This is a genomic window from Herbaspirillum sp., assembly GCF_017744395.1.
Classification (GTDB): Bacteria; Pseudomonadota; Gammaproteobacteria; order Burkholderiales; family Burkholderiaceae_D; genus Herbaspirillum.
The window spans coordinates 385,568-401,112 of record NZ_JAGIBI010000003.1; the positions used below are offsets into that span (position 1 = coordinate 385,568).

Below are 15,545 nucleotides of genomic sequence, written 5' to 3' on the forward strand. Positions count from 1 at the left end.
GGGAATGGCGATGAAACGCAATCTACGTTTTTACCTGCAACTGGCCTTCACGCTGCTGGTGTGCGCCTTCCTGATCGTGCCGGTGCTGCTGTCGATGCTGGCCGGCGTGACCGAGAATTTCTTCGTCGGCATTTCCAGCGGCCTCACGCTGCGCTGGGTGGCGCAGGTGTGGGAGATGTACCAGCCCACCATCTGGCGCTCCATCTTCATCGCGCTGGCCTGCCTCGTGGTGACGGCGCTCGCCGGCGTGCCGCTGGCCTACATGCTGGCGCGCTACAAGGGCGGCCGCAGCCGCGTCGCGCGCATCATCGAGGAGTTGCTGATGATGCCGGTGGCAGTGCCGGGGCTGGCCACCGCGCTGGCGCTGATCATGGCCTACGGCCAGCTGCGCGCCTTCCGCGCCAGCCTTGCCTTCATCCTGGTGGGGCATGTGCTGTTCACGCTGCCGTTCATGGTGCGCCCGGTGCTGGCGGTGATGCAGTCCTCGCAGCTAGCGCTGCTGGAAGAGGCGGCGGCCAGCCTCGGCGCCGGCATGATGCGGCGCTTCTTCGGCGTCGTCATTCCCAACGTCATGTCCGGCATCCTGGCCGGCGCGCTGATGGTGGTGACGCTGTCGATCGGCGAATTCAACATCACCTGGATGCTGCATACGCCGCTGACCCAGACCCTGCCGGTGGGCCTGGCCGATGCCTACGCTTCGATGCGGCTGGAAGTCGGCTCGGCCTATACCCTGATTTTCTTTTTCATGATCATTCCGCTGCTGGTCGGCATGCAGTGGGTGACCCAGGCGACACGCAAGAGAGCAAGTCTATGAAGCAAGCAGTTTCGATCCGGCTGGCGCAATGCGCCAAGTCCTTTGAAAATGGTACGCGCGCGCTGCAGCCGCTCGACCTTGAAATCCGGCCCGGCGAGACGCTGGTGCTGCTGGGTCCCTCGGGCTGCGGGAAGACCACCACGCTGCGCATGATCGCCGGGCTGGAGTTTCCCGACCACGGCGGGCGCGTGATGTTCGGCGACGAGGACGTGACCGCCTTGCCGATCGAGAAGCGCGGCGTCGGCATGGTGTTCCAGAACTACGCGCTGTTCCCCAACATGACGGTGGGCGAGAATATCGCCTACGGCATGAAGATCCGCAAGGTCGGCGCCCACGAGCGCGCCGAGCGGGTGGAGAAGTTGCTGGAGATGGTGCACCTGCAGGGCTTGTCGCATCGTCGCGTCGACCAGCTTTCCGGCGGCCAGAAGCAACGCGTGGCGCTGGCGCGCGCCCTGGCGGTGGAACCCAAGGTGCTGTTGCTGGACGAGCCGTTGACCGCGCTCGACGCCAAGCTGCGCGAAGCGGTGCGCAGCGACCTCAACCAGTTGCTGCGCAAGCTCGGCATTACCGCCGTCTACGTGACCCACGACCAGGGCGAGGCGATGGCGTTGGGCGACCGTATCGTGGTCATGGAGCGCGGCAGGATTTCGCAGATCGGCAGTCCGCAGGATATCTATTACTGTCCGGCCAACGCATTCGTGGCCGAGTTCATCGGCGCCATGAACCGGGTCGACGGCGTGGCCGGCGCCGGCCGCCTGCGGCTGCCTGCGGGCAGCCTGCCGTTGCCGGATAATGTGGAGGACGGCCAGCCTGCGACTGCCATGTTCCGTCCGGAAGACGTGCAGTTGCTGGAGACGGAGGATGCCGCCGGCGATACCTTGCGCGGCGCCATTCTCAATACCTTCTTCATGGGCGACCGCACCCGTTTCGAGATCGACATCGGCGCCGGCCGTCCGGTGATCGTGGAAACCAGCAAGCGCGGATTGTGGCAGCCGGGCCAGCTTGTCGCGCTGAACGTGCCGGCCGAGGCCTTGGTGAAGGTGCCGGCCGGCAAGGAGGCAGCATGATATTGGGACAAATTTCCGACCTGCATATCAAGACCGATGGCAAGAAGTCGTATCGCGTGGTCGATACCGCCGAGAGTTTGCGCCGTTGCGTGGCGCAGGTGAATGGCTTGCGGCAGAAGCCGGATGCCGTGGTGATCACCGGCGACCTGGTCGATTTCGGCAAGCCGTCCGAATACGATTTCCTGCGCAAGCTGTTGGCGCCGTTGAGCATGCCGTATTACCTGTTGCCGGGGAACCATGACGAGCGCCATGCGTTGCGCGCGGCGTTTCCCGATCATACCTACCTGCAGCAGGGCGGGGAGCGTATCGAGTATGTGATCGACGACCATCCTTTGCGCATCGTGGCGCTGGATACGGTGATTCCGCGTTCCAGCAACGGGGCGCTGGCGCCGGCCAGTTTGCGTTGGCTGGATGATGTGCTGGCGGCGCAGCCGCATAAGCCTACCGTGGTGGCGATGCATCATCCGCCGTTTGCTACCGGTATCGGGCATATGGATGATATCGGGCTGGCTCAGTCTGATATCCAGGCGCTGGAAGCGGTGGTGCGCAAGCATCCGCAGGTTGAGCGAGTGTTATGCGGGCACTTGCATCGCTCTATTCAGCGGCGCTTTGGCGGGACTTTGGCTTCTACTTGCCCTGGGGTGTCGCACCAGGTGTTGCTTGATCTGGATCCGCAGGCGGCTTCATGTTTTGTGATGGAGCCGGCGGGGTTTCAGTTGCATTGGTGGGATGAGGTTGGGCGGGGGCTGGTTAGCCATACTGCTTTTGTTGGGGAGTTTGAGGGGCCTTATCCGTTTTATGATGGGGATGGGTTGATTGATTGAGTTGTGTTGCTGCGTTGTTGGGTAGTCTGGTCTTGCTGCGTGCAGATGTACTGGCTTTAGTCTTTTCTCTCTCCGGTCGGAACGGAGCGCCGGGGGCGGCCCGGCAGCCGCTCACTTTTCTTGTCTCGCCAAGAAAAGTAAGCAAAAGAAGGGTTGGAGCACTGCTCCAACAAGGCTACTGCCCAGCCCCTTCGGGGTTCCCGCTGGAGTTGCCGAAAAAATGGGCAAGGCAGAGTCGCTTCGCTCCGACTGCCTTGCTGATCCATTTTTTCGGCAACTCCAGCGGCTGGTCAGAAGCGGACTTCGTGTCCGGCTCGCCTTCGGCTTTGCGGTGCTTGCTTCTCGCCTGCGGCTTCGGTGTTTTTGATCGCTCTCGCTTCTACGCGTCGTCCTGACGAAAGTCAGGACCCAGCGTCGTTTAGCGCCTCACATCACTTCCAGATCAACTCCAGCACCGGCTCTTCCCCATAATCCTCGCAACGATCATTGATCGCCGTACAGCAAAACTCCACATCCTCTACCAGTTCCGGCAAGCGCTTATGCAAGTCGGCGCTGCAGCTGATCTCGATGCGCAGCACTTCCTTCGGTTTGAGCTTGAACTTGCACATGCCGTCGTCATCGCGCAGGTAGGACAGGCAATCGACCCACGCATCCATGCTGCGACCGTAGAAGTCCGGAAAGCCGAAGGCTTGCGCGCTTTCGGTGTGGAAGCTGTCCCAGTCGGTGATGCGGTCGCCCGCGAGTTGTACGGTAGCCATGCTTATTTGGGTTTGGGGTCGGTGACGAAGCCGAGCTTGGTCAGGCCGGCGCCTTGGGCGGCGGACATGACTTCGGCGATGGTTTGGTAGCGGGTGGATTTGTCGGCGCGCAGTTGCAGTTCGGGTTGCGGCTGGCGGGCCGAGGCGGTGGCCATGCGGGCGTCGAGTTCTTGCGTGCTGACCGGCTGGTCGTTCCAGTACAGCTTGCCGGCGCCGTCGATGCTGATCGTGACGGTTTCCGGTTTTTCCGGGGCGGGGGCCGATTGGGCGGTGGGCAGGTCGAGTTTGAGCGCGTGCGTGAACAGGGGCGCCGAGATGATGAAGATCACCAGCAAGACCAGCATCACGTCCACCATCGGCGTGACGTTGATGTCGGCCATCGGGGCCGAGTTCTGGTTGTCGTTGAAGCCGCCGAAACTCATGGCATCCTCCGATCGATTATTTACGTACGCCGCCGACGCGTTCGCCGGTGGTGAGGTAGGCGTGCAGGTCGTGGGCGAAGCCGTCGAGTTCGGCCAGCACCACGCGGTTGATGCGGGTGAAGGCGTTGTAGGCCAGCACCGCGGGGATCGCCACCACCAGGCCGAGCGCGGTCATGATCAGCGCTTCGCCGACCGGGCCGGCGACCTTGTCGATCTGCACCGTGCCGCTGGCCGAGACTGCCGCCAGCGCGTGGTAGATGCCCCATACCGTGCCGAACAGGCCGACGAAGGGGGCGGTCGAGCCGACCGAGGCCAACAGCGTCAGGCCGTGTTCCAGGCGCGCCGAGACGCGGTTGATCTCGCGCCGCAAGGTGCGGGTGATCAGTTCGTCGCGGTCGGTGGTGGCGTTGAGCGAGGGCGCCGATTGCTGGCGTGTGCCGATCTCGGCGGCGTCGGCGGCGCGTTCGGCCATCGGGGTGTAGATCTGTTCGGTGTCGACTTTTTGCATGCCGGCGATGGCGTCGGGCAGCGTGGGGGCTTGCCAGAACTGCTCCAGCGCGTTGCTGCCGCGGCGGATGCGCCAGGCGGCCCAGGCCTTGGAGAGGATGTAGAACCAGCTGGCGATCGACATGATCAGCAGCAGGTAGGCCACGGTGTGCGAAACGGCATCGCCTTGCGCCCAGTAATGGGCAAATCCGACATTCGATTCCATAGGAGCAGTCTCTTGATCGTTAACAGGTTCTTGGATCGGTGTTCCACAAAAAAATTCGCTGCCGGACCAGGCAGGCGCGGCAGCGAATTTCTGTCATGGCATCTTCGCGGTCTTACTTGAAGCCCAGCACGTCCTGCATGTCGTACAGGCCGGTCTGCTTGCCGGCCAGGAAACGTGCGGCGCGCAGGCTGCCCATCGCGTACGAGACGCGGCTGGAGGATTTGTGCGAGATCTCGATGCGCTCGCCGATGCCGGCGAACAGCACCGTGTGGTCGCCGATGATGTCGCCGCCGCGCACGGTGGCGAAGCCGATCGAGGAGGGATCGCGTTCGCCGGTCACGCCTTCGCGGGCGTAGACGGCGACGTCGTCGAGTTTCTTGCCCAGCGCGTCGGCGATCACTTCGCCCATCTTCAGCGCGGTGCCGGAGGGGGCGTCGACCTTGTGGCGGTGGTGCGCTTCGATGATCTCGATGTCGTAGCCGTGCGAGAAGTTCTTGGCGGCCATTTCCAGCAGCTTGAGCGTCACGTTCACGCCCACGCTCATGTTGGGCGCGGCCATGATGGCGGTCTTTTGCGCGGCGGCGGCGATGGCGTCCTTGCCCGGCTGTTCGAAGCCGGTGGTGCCGATCACCACCTTGACGCCGTGCGCGGCGCAATACTCGATGTGCTTGAGCGTGCCTTCGGGGCGGGTGAAGTCGATCAGCACATCGACGCCGGCCAGGCCGCGGGCCAGGTCGGATTCGATCTTCACGCCGGTCGCGCGGCCCAGGAAGGCGCCGGGGTCGGTGCCGATGGCGGCGGAGCCGGGGGCGTCCAGCGCGCCGGCGAGCTGGAGGTCATCGGCATTGAGGACGGCTTCGATCAGCATGCGGCCCATGCGCCCGGAGGCGCCGGCTACCGCGATTTTCAGTACGGTCATGAATGGTTCAGCTCAGGTGGTTATTCTTTGCCCTTGGCAGCCGGTGCTGCGTCCGGGGTAGCCGGGGCGGACGGCGCCGCAGCCTCGGCCGGCTTGGCGTCGGTATTGGTGAAAGCCGCCTTGGCGCCGGTCTTGGCGTTGGTGATCAGGGTCAGGTATTCGCTTTCGGTGGGCAGGTTCTCGCCGCCGTCCACATGGTCGACCAGGTCATCCTTGAAGAACACCGAAACGCGGCTGGACATGATTTCGCCATTGCCCTTGGCCAGGCGGAAATCGTAGTCCCAGCGGTCGGAGTGGAACATGTCGTTCAGCAGCGGCGTGCCCAGCACGAAGCGCACCTGGTCGCGCGTCAGGCCGGGACGCAGTTGGGCGACCATTTCCTTGGAAACGAAGTTGCCTTGCTGGATGTCGATGCGATAGGGCTTGAGGAAGCCGAACAGGCTGGTGCTCTTGCCGGACACCTTCACGCCCGAGGTGCCGTCGGTCGAGGCGGCCTGTTCCGGCGCCTTGGTCGAGGAGCAGCCGGACAGCGTGACGCCCAGGACTGCAAACATGCCGATGGCGGCGATGAGGGAGTGGGACTTCATTCGGGAAAGCATTCGCATAAAGATGTCAACCGGGTTGAGCCATGGGCCTAAAACACTATATGATAAAGCAGATAACCGGGAAATTAACCAACCATGCCTAATAATCCATCCGAACTCAAAGCAAGCGGCCTGAAGGCGACCCTGCCGCGGCTGAAGATTCTGGAAATCTTCCAGAACACATCGGTACGCCATTTGAGCGCTGAAGATGTCTATAAACAGTTGCTGTCCGACAATCTCGACGTCGGCCTGGCCACCGTCTATCGCGTGCTGACCCAGTTCGAGCAAGCCGGCCTCCTGCAGCGCAACCACTTCGAGACCGGCAAGGCCGTGTTCGAGCTCAACGAGGGCTCGCACCACGACCACCTGGTCTGCCTGGACTGCGGCAAAGTCGAGGAATTCTTCGACGCCGAGATCGAAAAGCGCCAATTGAAGATCGCCCAGGAACACGGCTTTGAAATCGCCGACCATGCCCTGGCGCTGTACGGTCATTGCAAGAACTGCAAGAAACTCAAGAAGTAACGGATGTGCTGCGCGTAAAAACGGGGGAGTTTTTCTTCCCTTTACAGCGGCAATAAAATGAAAAGCCACGTGGGTCCACGTGGCTTTCTTGTTTTTGACTTGCGGAACCAGCGTTCAGTGCTGGCTCAGCGCACTGGAGAGCAGCTTGGCCGTGATATCCACGATCGGGATCACGCGCTCGTAGGCCATGCGGGTCGGGCCGATCACGCCCAGCGTGCCGACGATGCGGCCGTTCACTTCGTAGGGCGCGGTGACGATGCTCATGTCGTCCATCGGCACCAGCTGCGATTCGCCGCCGATGAAGATCTGCACGCCGGTGGCCTTGCTGGAGACGTCCAGCAACTGCAGCAGGCCGGTCTTCTGTTCGAACATATCGAACAGCTGGCGCAGCGAGTTCATGTTGGACGACAGGTCGGTCACCGACAGCAGGTTGCGTTCGCCGGAGATCACCACGTTGTTGTCGGCATCCTCGCTCATGGCGTCGCTGCCGGCTTCGACCGCGGCCTGCATCAGTACCGTCATGTCGTCGCGCAGCTGGCGCAGTTCGTTTTGCAGACGCAGCCGCACCTGGTCGAAGGACTGGCCGGCGTAGTGCTGGTTGATGTAGTTGGCCGCCTGGGTCAGCTGGCTGGGGGTGTAGTCGACCTCGGTGAGCAGCATGCGGTTCTGCACATCGCCGCCCTGATCGACGATCACCAGCAGGATGCGCTTTTCCGACAGGCGCAGGAACTCGATCTGCTGGAACGCCGATTCGCGTTTGGGCGTCATGACCACGCCGGCGAACTGCGACAGCGAGGACAGCACCTGGGCGGCGTTGGTGATGATCTTTTGCGGCGACGAGCTTTGCAGGCGATGCTGCAGGCGTCCTTCCAGCGCGCTCTCATTGATCGTTTCCACCGTCAGCAGGGTATCGACGAACATGCGGTAGCCGCGCGGCGTCGGCACGCGGCCGGCCGATGTGTGCGGGCTGGCGACGAACCCCATTTCCTCGAGGTCGGCCATGATGTTGCGGATGGTGGCCGGCGACAGTTCCAGTCCGGACAGTTTCGACAGGGCGCGCGAACCCACCGGCTGGCCGTCGGCGATATACCGTTCGACCAGCGCCTTGAGCAGGGTACGGGCGCGGTTATCGAGTTGCATACCTCATATTCTAACGATTTATGAGCGGAAAAGTCCGTTATCCATCCGCTTATGCGGCTTGTGTGTTTAGCCAGGCCTGCAGTTCGTGCAGGTCGCGGCAGACCGCGTCGGGCACGATGCCTTCCGGCAGGGGGCGGTCGAAGCGGTTCATCCACACCGCGCGCAGGCCGGCCTGCTGGGCGCCTTGCACGTCCAGTTGCAGGTCGTCGCCGACATAGACGGCCGCCGCCGGGGCCACGTCCAGCGCCGCGCAGGCGGCGTGGAAGATGGCGGCGTCGGGCTTGGCGCGGCCGAAGCGGTGGGCCGCGATGGAGACGCCGAAGTGATCCGCCAGGCCGATGCGCTCCAGGTCGGCGAAGCCGTTGGAGACCGAGCCCAGCGCCAGTTGCGTTTTCAGGCGCTGCAAGGCAGGTTCGACATCGTCGAACAGCGACACCGTGCTGCGCGCTTCGGAAAACAGCGCCATCGCTTCGCCGACCAGCCCGATATCTTCGCCGTATTCGGTGAAGGCCGCGACCAGCGCATCATGGCGCAATTGCCACAGATCGATGCGATAGACCGGATCGGTCTGCATCAGGGCCAGGCGGCGCTCGCGCAGCGACGCCACGGTGTGGGCGGCGGCCAGCTTGGGCGCATGCCGGCGCAACCATTCGTAGAGCAGGCCTTCGGCGCGTACCAGCACCGGTTCGATGGCCCACAGGGTATCGTCGAGGTCGAACAGGACGGCCTCGATCCTGGTGGCGGAAACGCGTGGTGTATTCATTACAAAGTCATCTCAAATTATGGTCTAATCCGCAGCATGTGGCCCATCAAATTACCCGTCCAGGCAGCCGTGCCAAAAACCGTCGCGATCGTCGGCAAGTACCAGGCCGTCGGTATCGCGCAGACGCTTTCCGACATCGCCGTCTTCCTCGAATCGCACGGGCATACCGTGGTGTTCGAGGCGGAGACCGCGCGCAACGTCGCGCTGGATGGGTATGGCGCCTTGACGCCGGAACAGATCGGCCAGCAGGCCGATGTCGCCATCATCGTCGGCGGCGACGGCACCATGCTCGGCATCGCGCGCCAGTTGGCGCCGTATGGCGTGCCGCTGATCGGTATCAACCAGGGGCGCCTGGGTTTCATCACGGATATTCCCCAGGACCGAATGATACCGGCTCTGGGCGATATGCTGGATGGAAAAGTCGAGGCCGAGTCGCGTTCGCTGCTGGAGGCGCGGGTCTACCGCGAGGGCAAGGAAATCTTCCACGCGCTGGCGCTCAATGACGTGGTGGTGGCGCGCGGCGCGACCACCGGCATGGTCGAGCTGCATGTCGAGGTCGACGGCCGCTTCATGTACAACCAGCGTTCCGACGGCCTGATCGTGGCCACGCCGACCGGTTCCACCGCCTATTCGCTGTCGGCCGGCGGCCCCATTTTGCATCCCAGCCTGCATGGCATCGTGCTGGTGCCGATTTCGCCGCATGCGCTGTCGAACCGCCCGATTACCGTCTCCGATTCCTGCGAGATCGTGATCCAGGTGGTCGCCGGGCGCGAGGTCAGCGCCAATTTCGACATGCAGTCGCTGACCAGTGTGCAGCACGGCGACCGTATCGTGATCCGCCGTTCGGCGCACAAGATCACCTTCCTGCATCCCGAAGGCTGGAGCTATTTCGATACCCTGCGGGAGAAGCTGCACTGGAATGAATACCCTTCGATAGAGGGCCGATTACAATAAGCCGATTCCAATCGGCGGCCGTCATCCTCGCGTCATGATCGCGGCCGACACTGCCTGTACCGCACAATCTTTCTCAGACCAACCATGCTGCGTACCCTCACGATCCGCGACTTTGTGATTGTCGATGCCATCGAGCTCGAATTCGCGCGCGGGTTTTCCGTCTTCACCGGCGAGACCGGCGCCGGCAAATCCATCCTGATCGATGCCCTGGCGCTGGCGCTGGGCGGGCGCGGCGACGCCAGCGTGGTGCGCGAGGGCGCGGCCAAGGCCGACATCACGGCCGACTTCGCCGCCACGCCCGAGGTGCAGGCCTGGCTGGCAGAGCATGAGTTTACCGATGAGGATGGCGGCGTGCTGCTGCGCCGGGTGATCGACAACGCCGGCCGTTCCAAGGCCTACGTCAACGGCATCGCCGCCACCGCCGCGCAATTGCGCGAGCTGGGGGAGATGCTGGTCGACATCCACGGCCAGCATGCGCACCAGTCGCTGATGAAGGCCGATGCCCAGCGCCAGTTGCTCGATAGCCAGGCCGGTTTGCTGGAAGAGGCGCGCCAGGTGGCGGCGGCCTACAAGAACTGGCGCGCGCTGGCGCGCCAGCGCGAGGAGTTCGAACAGAATGCGCGCAACGTGCTGCTGGAGCGCGAGCGCTTGCAGTGGCAGGTGTCCGAACTGGAAAAGTTGGCGGTCAAGCCCGGCGAATGGGCCGAGATCAGCGCCGAGCACAGCCGCCTGTCGCATGCCGCGTCGCTGATCGGCGGCGCCCAGGAAGCGCTGGAGGCGATTTCGGAATCGGAGTCGCCGATCCTGTCGCAACTGTCTTCCATCACGCAGAAGCTCAACAAGCTGGTCGACGTGGACAGCGCGCTGAAGCCGGTGCTCGATGCCCTGGAGCCGGCGCAGATACAGTTGCAGGAGGCGGTGTACGCACTGAACGATTACCTCGGCCGCGTCGAACTCGACCCGGCGCGCCTGCAGGCGGTCGAAGAACGGCTGGAAGCGGTGCATTCCACCGCCCGCAAATTCCATGTGCAGCCGGACGACCTGCCGCAGGAATACGCCACGTTGTCGGAGCAGCTCAAGCAACTGGCCGACGCCAGCGACCTCGATGCGCTGCGCGCCCAGGAAGACAAATTGAAGGCGGCCTATCTCGCGCTCGCTCAGCAACTGTCCGGCGCGCGCGCCAAGGCGGCCGCGGCCCTGGGCGAAGCGGTCACCGCCGCCATGCAGGACCTGTCGATGGCGGGCGGGCGTTTTTCGATCGCGCTCAATGCCTGCGAACCGGCGGCCTGCGGCCTGGAACAAGTGGAATTTTTGGTTGCCGGCCATGCCGGCGTGGCGCCGCGGTCGCTGGCCAGGGTCGCTTCCGGCGGCGAACTGGCGCGCATCTCGCTGGCGATCTCGGTGATCGCCTCGCATGCCACCGGCACGCCCACGCTGATCTTCGACGAAGTCGACAGCGGCATCGGCGGCGGCGTGGCCGAAGTGGTCGGACGCTTGTTGAAACGTCTGGGACAGGAGCGCCAGGTGCTGTGCGTGACCCACTTGCCCCAAGTAGCCAGCCAGGCCAACCAGCATTTCCAGGTCAGCAAGCGTAACGAGGGCGGCAAGACCCTGTCGCAGATCGACGGCCTGGATGCCAAGATGCGCGTGGAGGAAATCGCGCGCATGCTGGGCGGCCTGGAAATCACCGCCACCACGCGCAAGCATGCGCGAGAATTGCTGGCGTCCTGAACCATGGCCTTCCGTAAAGAACCGCCTCGCGCCGACGGCGCGGCATCCTCCAGCGCCGTGGTGCTGGTCAACCTCGGCACGCCGGATGCGCCGGATGCGCCCGCATTGCGCCGTTACTTGAAGCAATTCCTGTCCGACCCGCGTGTGGTGGAAATCCCGCGTGCCCTCTGGTGGCTGATCTTGAACGGCATCATCCTGCCGTTCCGTTCGTCCCAGTCGGCCAAGAAATACGCCAGCATCTGGAGCGAGCAGGGCTCGCCGCTGAAATTCCATACCGAACACCAGGCCCGGGCGCTGGGCGAGGAGCTCGCCGCGCGCGGCCATCGCCAGTTGCAGGTGACCTATGCGATGCGCTACGGCAGCCCGGCGCTGCCGGATGTGCTGGACCGGCTCAAGGCCGAGGGTTGCGGGCGCATCCTGGTGCTGCCGGCTTATCCGCAGTATTCCGGCACCACGACGGCGTCGATCTTCGACGCGGTCTTCGCCCATTACCGCAAGGTGCGCAATATTCCCGAGCTGCGCCTGGTGCGCGACTATCACGACAGTGAAGGCTACATCCGGGCGCTGCGCCAGTCGGTGCTCGACCATTGGGCCGCGAACGGCCGGCCGGACAAGCTGGTGATGAGCTTCCACGGCGTGCCCAAGCGCACCATGTTGCTGGGCGACCCCTACCATGACGAATGCCTTGGCACCGCTCGCCTGCTGGCGCAGGCGCTGGGCCTGGCGCAGGACGACTATCTGGTCACCTTCCAGTCGCGTTTCGGCAAGGCCGAATGGCTGCAGCCCTATACCGCGCCGACCTTGCAGGAATTGGCGCGGCAAGGCCTGCGGCGGGTCGATGTGATGTGTCCGGGTTTCACCAGCGATTGCCTGGAAACCCTGGAAGAGATCGCCATGGAAGGCAAAGCGGAATTCCTGCACGCCGGCGGCAAGGAGTTCCATTTCATCCCTTGCCTGAACGAGTCCCCGGCATGGATCGCCGGCATGGCCGACATCGCCGGGCAGCACCTGGCCGGCTGGCCGACCATGGGCGCGCCGCGCTGATATCCCTTCAAAGGGCGGCAGCCCAAAACCTGCGGAAAGCCGTCTGCAGCCTGCTAGAATAGCGGGTTGCGCCTTGCCGGCGGGAAAATCCGGTGAAATCTTCGGCTGGAAACCAAGGCTGGCGGGAAGCTGGCTGGTTTCGTTCGCTTACAGCGCGTACAGGCCGACAAGATGGGAATAGCTGATCCAGGCAGTAGCCAGGAGACTGTAGGCGGTAACCAGAGCGGTTGCCGCGATGAGTGGCAATTTCATGGTGGCACCTCATTGGAAAAGGACCCGGGGCCCGGTGGCTCCTGCCCGGGCAGCGCCGCGTCCGGCCGGCACTGAGCGAAGCAATGGAAAAACGGCTCAGGCTTGAATTTATTTTAGGCCGTGGCCAGATTAACTTGAAGGCCGGGGCGGTAATTTCTGTAAGTGCCAGTAACAATTTTATTTGCCAACATGGCAAGAAAAAGCAAAAACCCTTGAAATATAAAGGGAATGCCTTATTTGACGGGCATCTTGTGCCGTTGAGAGTCGTTCCGACGGGCGGCCGTCACAGTTTGATTTGTTGGAGGTAATTCAGGAATGCAAGACATGGAAAAACAGGAAGTGCAAAACGAGGTCGAACAGCCCGCAACCGAGGCCGCGCCGGCAGCTCCTGCCGAACCGACGCTGGAAGACAAGCTGGCCGCCGCCGAAGCTAAGGCGAGCGAGATGCAGGATGCCTTCCTGCGCGCCCGTGCTGAAGGCGAAAACATCCGCCGCCGTGCCCAGGAAGACATCGCCAAGGCCCACAAGTTCGCCATCGAGGGCTTCGCCGAATCGCTGCTGGCGGTCAAGGACAGCCTGGAAATGGCCCTGAAGATCGAGAACCCGTCGCTGGAGTCGTTGAAGGAAGGCGTCGACATGACATTGAAGCAACTGTCTTCGGCCTTCGAAAAGAACAAGCTGCAGGAAGTCAACCCGCAAGCCGGCGAGAAGCTTGACCCGATGAAGCACCAGGCCATCTCGGCCGTGCCGGCCGAGCAGGACGCCAATACCGTGGTGGCCGTGCTGCAGAAGGGCTATATGATTTCCGACCGTCTGCTGCGCCCGGCGCTGGTGACGGTGGCCCAGGGAAAGTAAGCGGGCCGGCGCCGGAAGGGAAAAAGCATAAACGGCATAAAAATTGCTTTTTGGCCTGGTTCCGGCGCTTGAAAGTCCGTTTTCCCTCCATATATTAAAACCATCAAAAACTACCGTAGCCCGGCATCCAGGGCTGAAAGATCAAAGGAAAAATCATGGGAAAAATCATTGGCATTGACTTGGGCACCACCAACTCCTGCGTTTCCGTCATGGAAGGCAACCAGCCCAAGGTGATCGAGAACTCCGAAGGCGCGCGCACCACGCCTTCCATCATCGCTTACCAGGAAGACGGCGAGATCCTCGTCGGCGCACCCGCCAAGCGCCAGGCCGTCACCAACCCGAAGAACACCATCTACGCCGCCAAGCGCCTGATCGGCCGCAAGTTCCAGGAAAAGGAAGTGCAGAAGGACATCAACCTGATGCCTTACGAAATCGTGGCCGCCGACAACGGCGACGCCTGGATCGGCGTGCGCGACAAGAAGCTGGCGCCGCCGCAGATTTCGGCTGAAGTCCTGCGCAAGATGAAGAAGACCGCCGAAGACTACCTGGGCGAAGAAGTCACCGAAGCCGTCATCACCGTGCCGGCCTACTTCAACGACGCCCAGCGCCAGGCGACCAAGGACGCCGGCCGCATCGCGGGCCTCGACGTCAAGCGCATCATCAACGAGCCGACCGCGGCCGCGCTGGCGTTCGGCATGGACAAGGCGGAAAAGGGCGACCGCAAGATCGCCGTGTATGACCTTGGCGGCGGCACCTTCGACGTCTCGATCATCGAAATCGCGGACGTGGACGGCGAGAAGCAGTTCGAAGTGCTGTCGACCAACGGCGACACCTTCCTGGGCGGCGAAGACTTCGACCAGCGCCTGATCGACTACATCATCGACGAGTTCAAGAAGATCAACGGCCTGGACCTGTCCAAGGACGCCATCGCCCTGCAGCGCATCAAGGCTTCGGCCGAGCGCGCCAAGATCGAACTGTCGTCGTCGCAGCAGACCGAGATCAACGAGCCGTACATCGCCATGGCCAACGGCGCGCCGGTGCACCTGAACCTGAAGATCACCCGCGCCAAGCTGGAATCGCTGGTCGAGGAACTGATCAGCAAGACCATCGAACCCTGCCGCACCGCCATCAAGGATGCTGGCGTGAAGGTGTCCGACATCGACGACGTGATCCTGGTCGGCGGTATGACCCGCATGCCCAAGGTGATCGAGAAGGTCAAGGAATTCTTCGGCAAGGACCCGCGCCGCGACGTCAACCCGGATGAAGCCGTCGCCGTGGGCGCCGCGATCCAGGGTTCGGTGCTCTCGGGCGACCGCAAGGACGTGCTGCTGCTGGACGTGACCCCGCTGTCGCTGGGCATCGAAACCATGGGCGGCGTGATGACCAAGATGATCAAGAAGAACACCACCATCCCGACCAAGTTCAGCCAGGTGTTCTCCACTGCCGACGACAACCAGCCGGCCGTGACCATCAAGGTCTACCAGGGCGAACGCGAAATGGCCGCCGGCAACAAGGGCCTGGGCGAATTCAACCTGGAAGGCATCCCGCCGGCGCCGCGCGGCACCCCGCAGATCGAAGTGACCTTCGACATCGACGCCAACGGCATCCTGCACGTGGGCGCCAAGGACAAGGCCACCGGCAAGGAAAACAAGATCACCATCAAGGCCAACTCCGGCTTGAATGAGGAAGAGATCGAAAAGATGGTGCGCGACGCCGAGGCCAACGCCGAGGAAGACAAGCGCCTGAAGGAACTGGCCGAAACCCGTAACCAGGGCGACGCGCTGGTGCACTCGACCAAGAAGGCCCTGGGCGAATACGGCGACAAGCTGGCCGCCGGCGAGAAGGAAGTCATCGAAGCCGCCATCAAGGAACTGGAAGAAGTCCTGAAGGGCGACGACAAGGCCGCCATCGACGCCAAGACCGCCGCGTTGTCGACCGCCGCGCAGAAGCTGGGCGAGAAGATGTACGCCGACCAGCAGGCGCAAGCCGCTGCAGGTGGCGCCGCGGGCGCTGCCGGTGCGGAAGGCGCAGCCGGTCCCAAGGACGACAACGTCGTGGACGCCGACTTCAAGGAAGTGAAGTAATCCGAACCCGGTCGCAAGATCGGACTTCGCGCCCGGGGGCGGAATGCGCATGTTCAGGCATGCGGATTCTGCGGCCCGGGCGGATTTTTGAGATGCATCT

General features: G+C 63.1%; 16 protein-coding genes. 9 read left to right on the plus strand and 7 right to left on the minus strand.

Annotated features, from left to right (window positions below):
• Positions 1 to 10: 10 nt before the first annotated feature.
• From J7548_RS10555 to J7548_RS10565, 3 genes are read left to right on the plus strand one after another with little or no spacing between them, the layout of a single operon-like run.
• Entirely contained in the window at positions 11 to 814 is an 804-nt protein-coding gene (locus J7548_RS10555; protein WP_290974276.1) for an ABC transporter permease subunit, read from the plus strand.
• Positions 811 to 1,881 (plus strand): ABC transporter ATP-binding protein, encoded by a 1,071-nt coding sequence (locus tag J7548_RS10560; RefSeq protein WP_290974279.1) that lies wholly within the window; start codon positions 811 to 813, stop codon positions 1,879 to 1,881. The genes J7548_RS10555 and J7548_RS10560 overlap by 4 nt, the downstream gene beginning before the upstream one ends.
• Positions 1,878 to 2,705 carry a phosphodiesterase gene (locus J7548_RS10565; RefSeq protein ID WP_290974282.1) on the plus strand — a complete coding sequence of 276 codons (828 nt, stop codon included), beginning with the start codon at positions 1,878 to 1,880 and terminating at the stop codon, positions 2,703 to 2,705. The genes J7548_RS10560 and J7548_RS10565 overlap by 4 nt, the downstream gene beginning before the upstream one ends.
• Positions 2,706 to 3,136: 431 nt before the next feature.
• On the opposite strand, the gene J7548_RS10570 is transcribed toward J7548_RS10565, so the two are convergent.
• From J7548_RS10570 to J7548_RS10590, 5 genes are all read right to left on the minus strand, one after another.
• Positions 3,137 to 3,463, minus strand: coding sequence for a barstar family protein (locus tag J7548_RS10570; protein WP_290974284.1), 327 nt, complete (start codon positions 3,461 to 3,463; stop codon positions 3,137 to 3,139).
• A gap of 2 nt (positions 3,464 to 3,465) precedes the next feature.
• Positions 3,466 to 3,885, minus strand: a complete 420-nt coding sequence (locus J7548_RS10575; RefSeq protein WP_290974287.1) for a biopolymer transporter ExbD — start codon at positions 3,883 to 3,885, stop codon at positions 3,466 to 3,468.
• A 16-nt stretch (positions 3,886 to 3,901) separates the two neighbouring features.
• Positions 3,902 to 4,597 (minus strand): MotA/TolQ/ExbB proton channel family protein, encoded by a 696-nt coding sequence (locus J7548_RS10580; protein ID WP_290974290.1) that lies wholly within the window; start codon positions 4,595 to 4,597, stop codon positions 3,902 to 3,904.
• Positions 4,598 to 4,709: 112 nt separating this feature from the next.
• Positions 4,710 to 5,516, minus strand: a complete 807-nt coding sequence (gene dapB / locus J7548_RS10585; RefSeq protein ID WP_290974293.1) for a 4-hydroxy-tetrahydrodipicolinate reductase — start codon at positions 5,514 to 5,516, stop codon at positions 4,710 to 4,712.
• A 20-nt stretch (positions 5,517 to 5,536) separates the two neighbouring features.
• Complete coding sequence (locus tag J7548_RS10590) at positions 5,537 to 6,103, minus strand: outer membrane protein assembly factor BamE (RefSeq protein WP_290974295.1); 567 nt, start codon at positions 6,101 to 6,103, stop codon at positions 5,537 to 5,539.
• Positions 6,104 to 6,196: 93 nt separating this feature from the next.
• Between J7548_RS10590 and fur the strand changes: the two genes are divergently transcribed.
• Entirely contained in the window at positions 6,197 to 6,622 is a 426-nt protein-coding gene (fur, locus tag J7548_RS10595) for a ferric iron uptake transcriptional regulator (RefSeq protein WP_013232645.1), read from the plus strand.
• Between the two features lie 114 nt (positions 6,623 to 6,736).
• Here fur and hrcA read toward each other — a convergent pair whose 3' ends face one another.
• Together hrcA and J7548_RS10605 are read right to left on the minus strand one after the other, a co-directional pair.
• Positions 6,737 to 7,762 (minus strand): heat-inducible transcriptional repressor HrcA, encoded by a 1,026-nt coding sequence (gene hrcA, locus J7548_RS10600; protein WP_290974304.1) that lies wholly within the window; start codon positions 7,760 to 7,762, stop codon positions 6,737 to 6,739.
• 49 nt (positions 7,763 to 7,811) lie between these two features.
• Positions 7,812 to 8,525, minus strand: a complete 714-nt coding sequence (locus tag J7548_RS10605; RefSeq protein WP_290974306.1) for an HAD family hydrolase — start codon at positions 8,523 to 8,525, stop codon at positions 7,812 to 7,814.
• A gap of 36 nt (positions 8,526 to 8,561) precedes the next feature.
• Here J7548_RS10605 and J7548_RS10610 point away from each other — a divergent pair, with 36 nt between their 5' ends.
• The 5 genes from J7548_RS10610 to dnaK all read left to right on the plus strand — a co-directional run bounded on the left by J7548_RS10610 (position 8,562) and on the right by dnaK (position 15,445).
• The gene (locus J7548_RS10610; protein ID WP_290974308.1) at positions 8,562 to 9,479 is read left to right on the plus strand and encodes an NAD kinase; all 918 of its coding nucleotides are present in this window, start codon (positions 8,562 to 8,564) and stop codon (positions 9,477 to 9,479) included.
• Between the two features lie 84 nt (positions 9,480 to 9,563).
• Entirely contained in the window at positions 9,564 to 11,210 is a 1,647-nt protein-coding gene (recN, locus tag J7548_RS10615) for a DNA repair protein RecN (RefSeq protein WP_290974311.1), read from the plus strand.
• Positions 11,211 to 11,213: 3 nt separating this feature from the next.
• Positions 11,214 to 12,254 carry a ferrochelatase gene (hemH, locus tag J7548_RS10620; RefSeq protein ID WP_290974314.1) on the plus strand — a complete coding sequence of 347 codons (1,041 nt, stop codon included), beginning with the start codon at positions 11,214 to 11,216 and terminating at the stop codon, positions 12,252 to 12,254.
• Between the two features lie 567 nt (positions 12,255 to 12,821).
• On the plus strand, positions 12,822 to 13,361 hold the full coding sequence (grpE, locus tag J7548_RS10625) for a nucleotide exchange factor GrpE (RefSeq protein WP_290974317.1): 540 nt from the start codon (positions 12,822 to 12,824) through the stop codon (positions 13,359 to 13,361).
• 155 nt (positions 13,362 to 13,516) lie between these two features.
• A complete protein-coding gene (dnaK, locus tag J7548_RS10630; protein ID WP_290974320.1) occupies positions 13,517 to 15,445 on the plus strand; it encodes a molecular chaperone DnaK in 1,929 nt (642 codons plus the stop codon).
• The last annotated feature ends 100 nt before the right edge of the window (positions 15,446 to 15,545 follow it).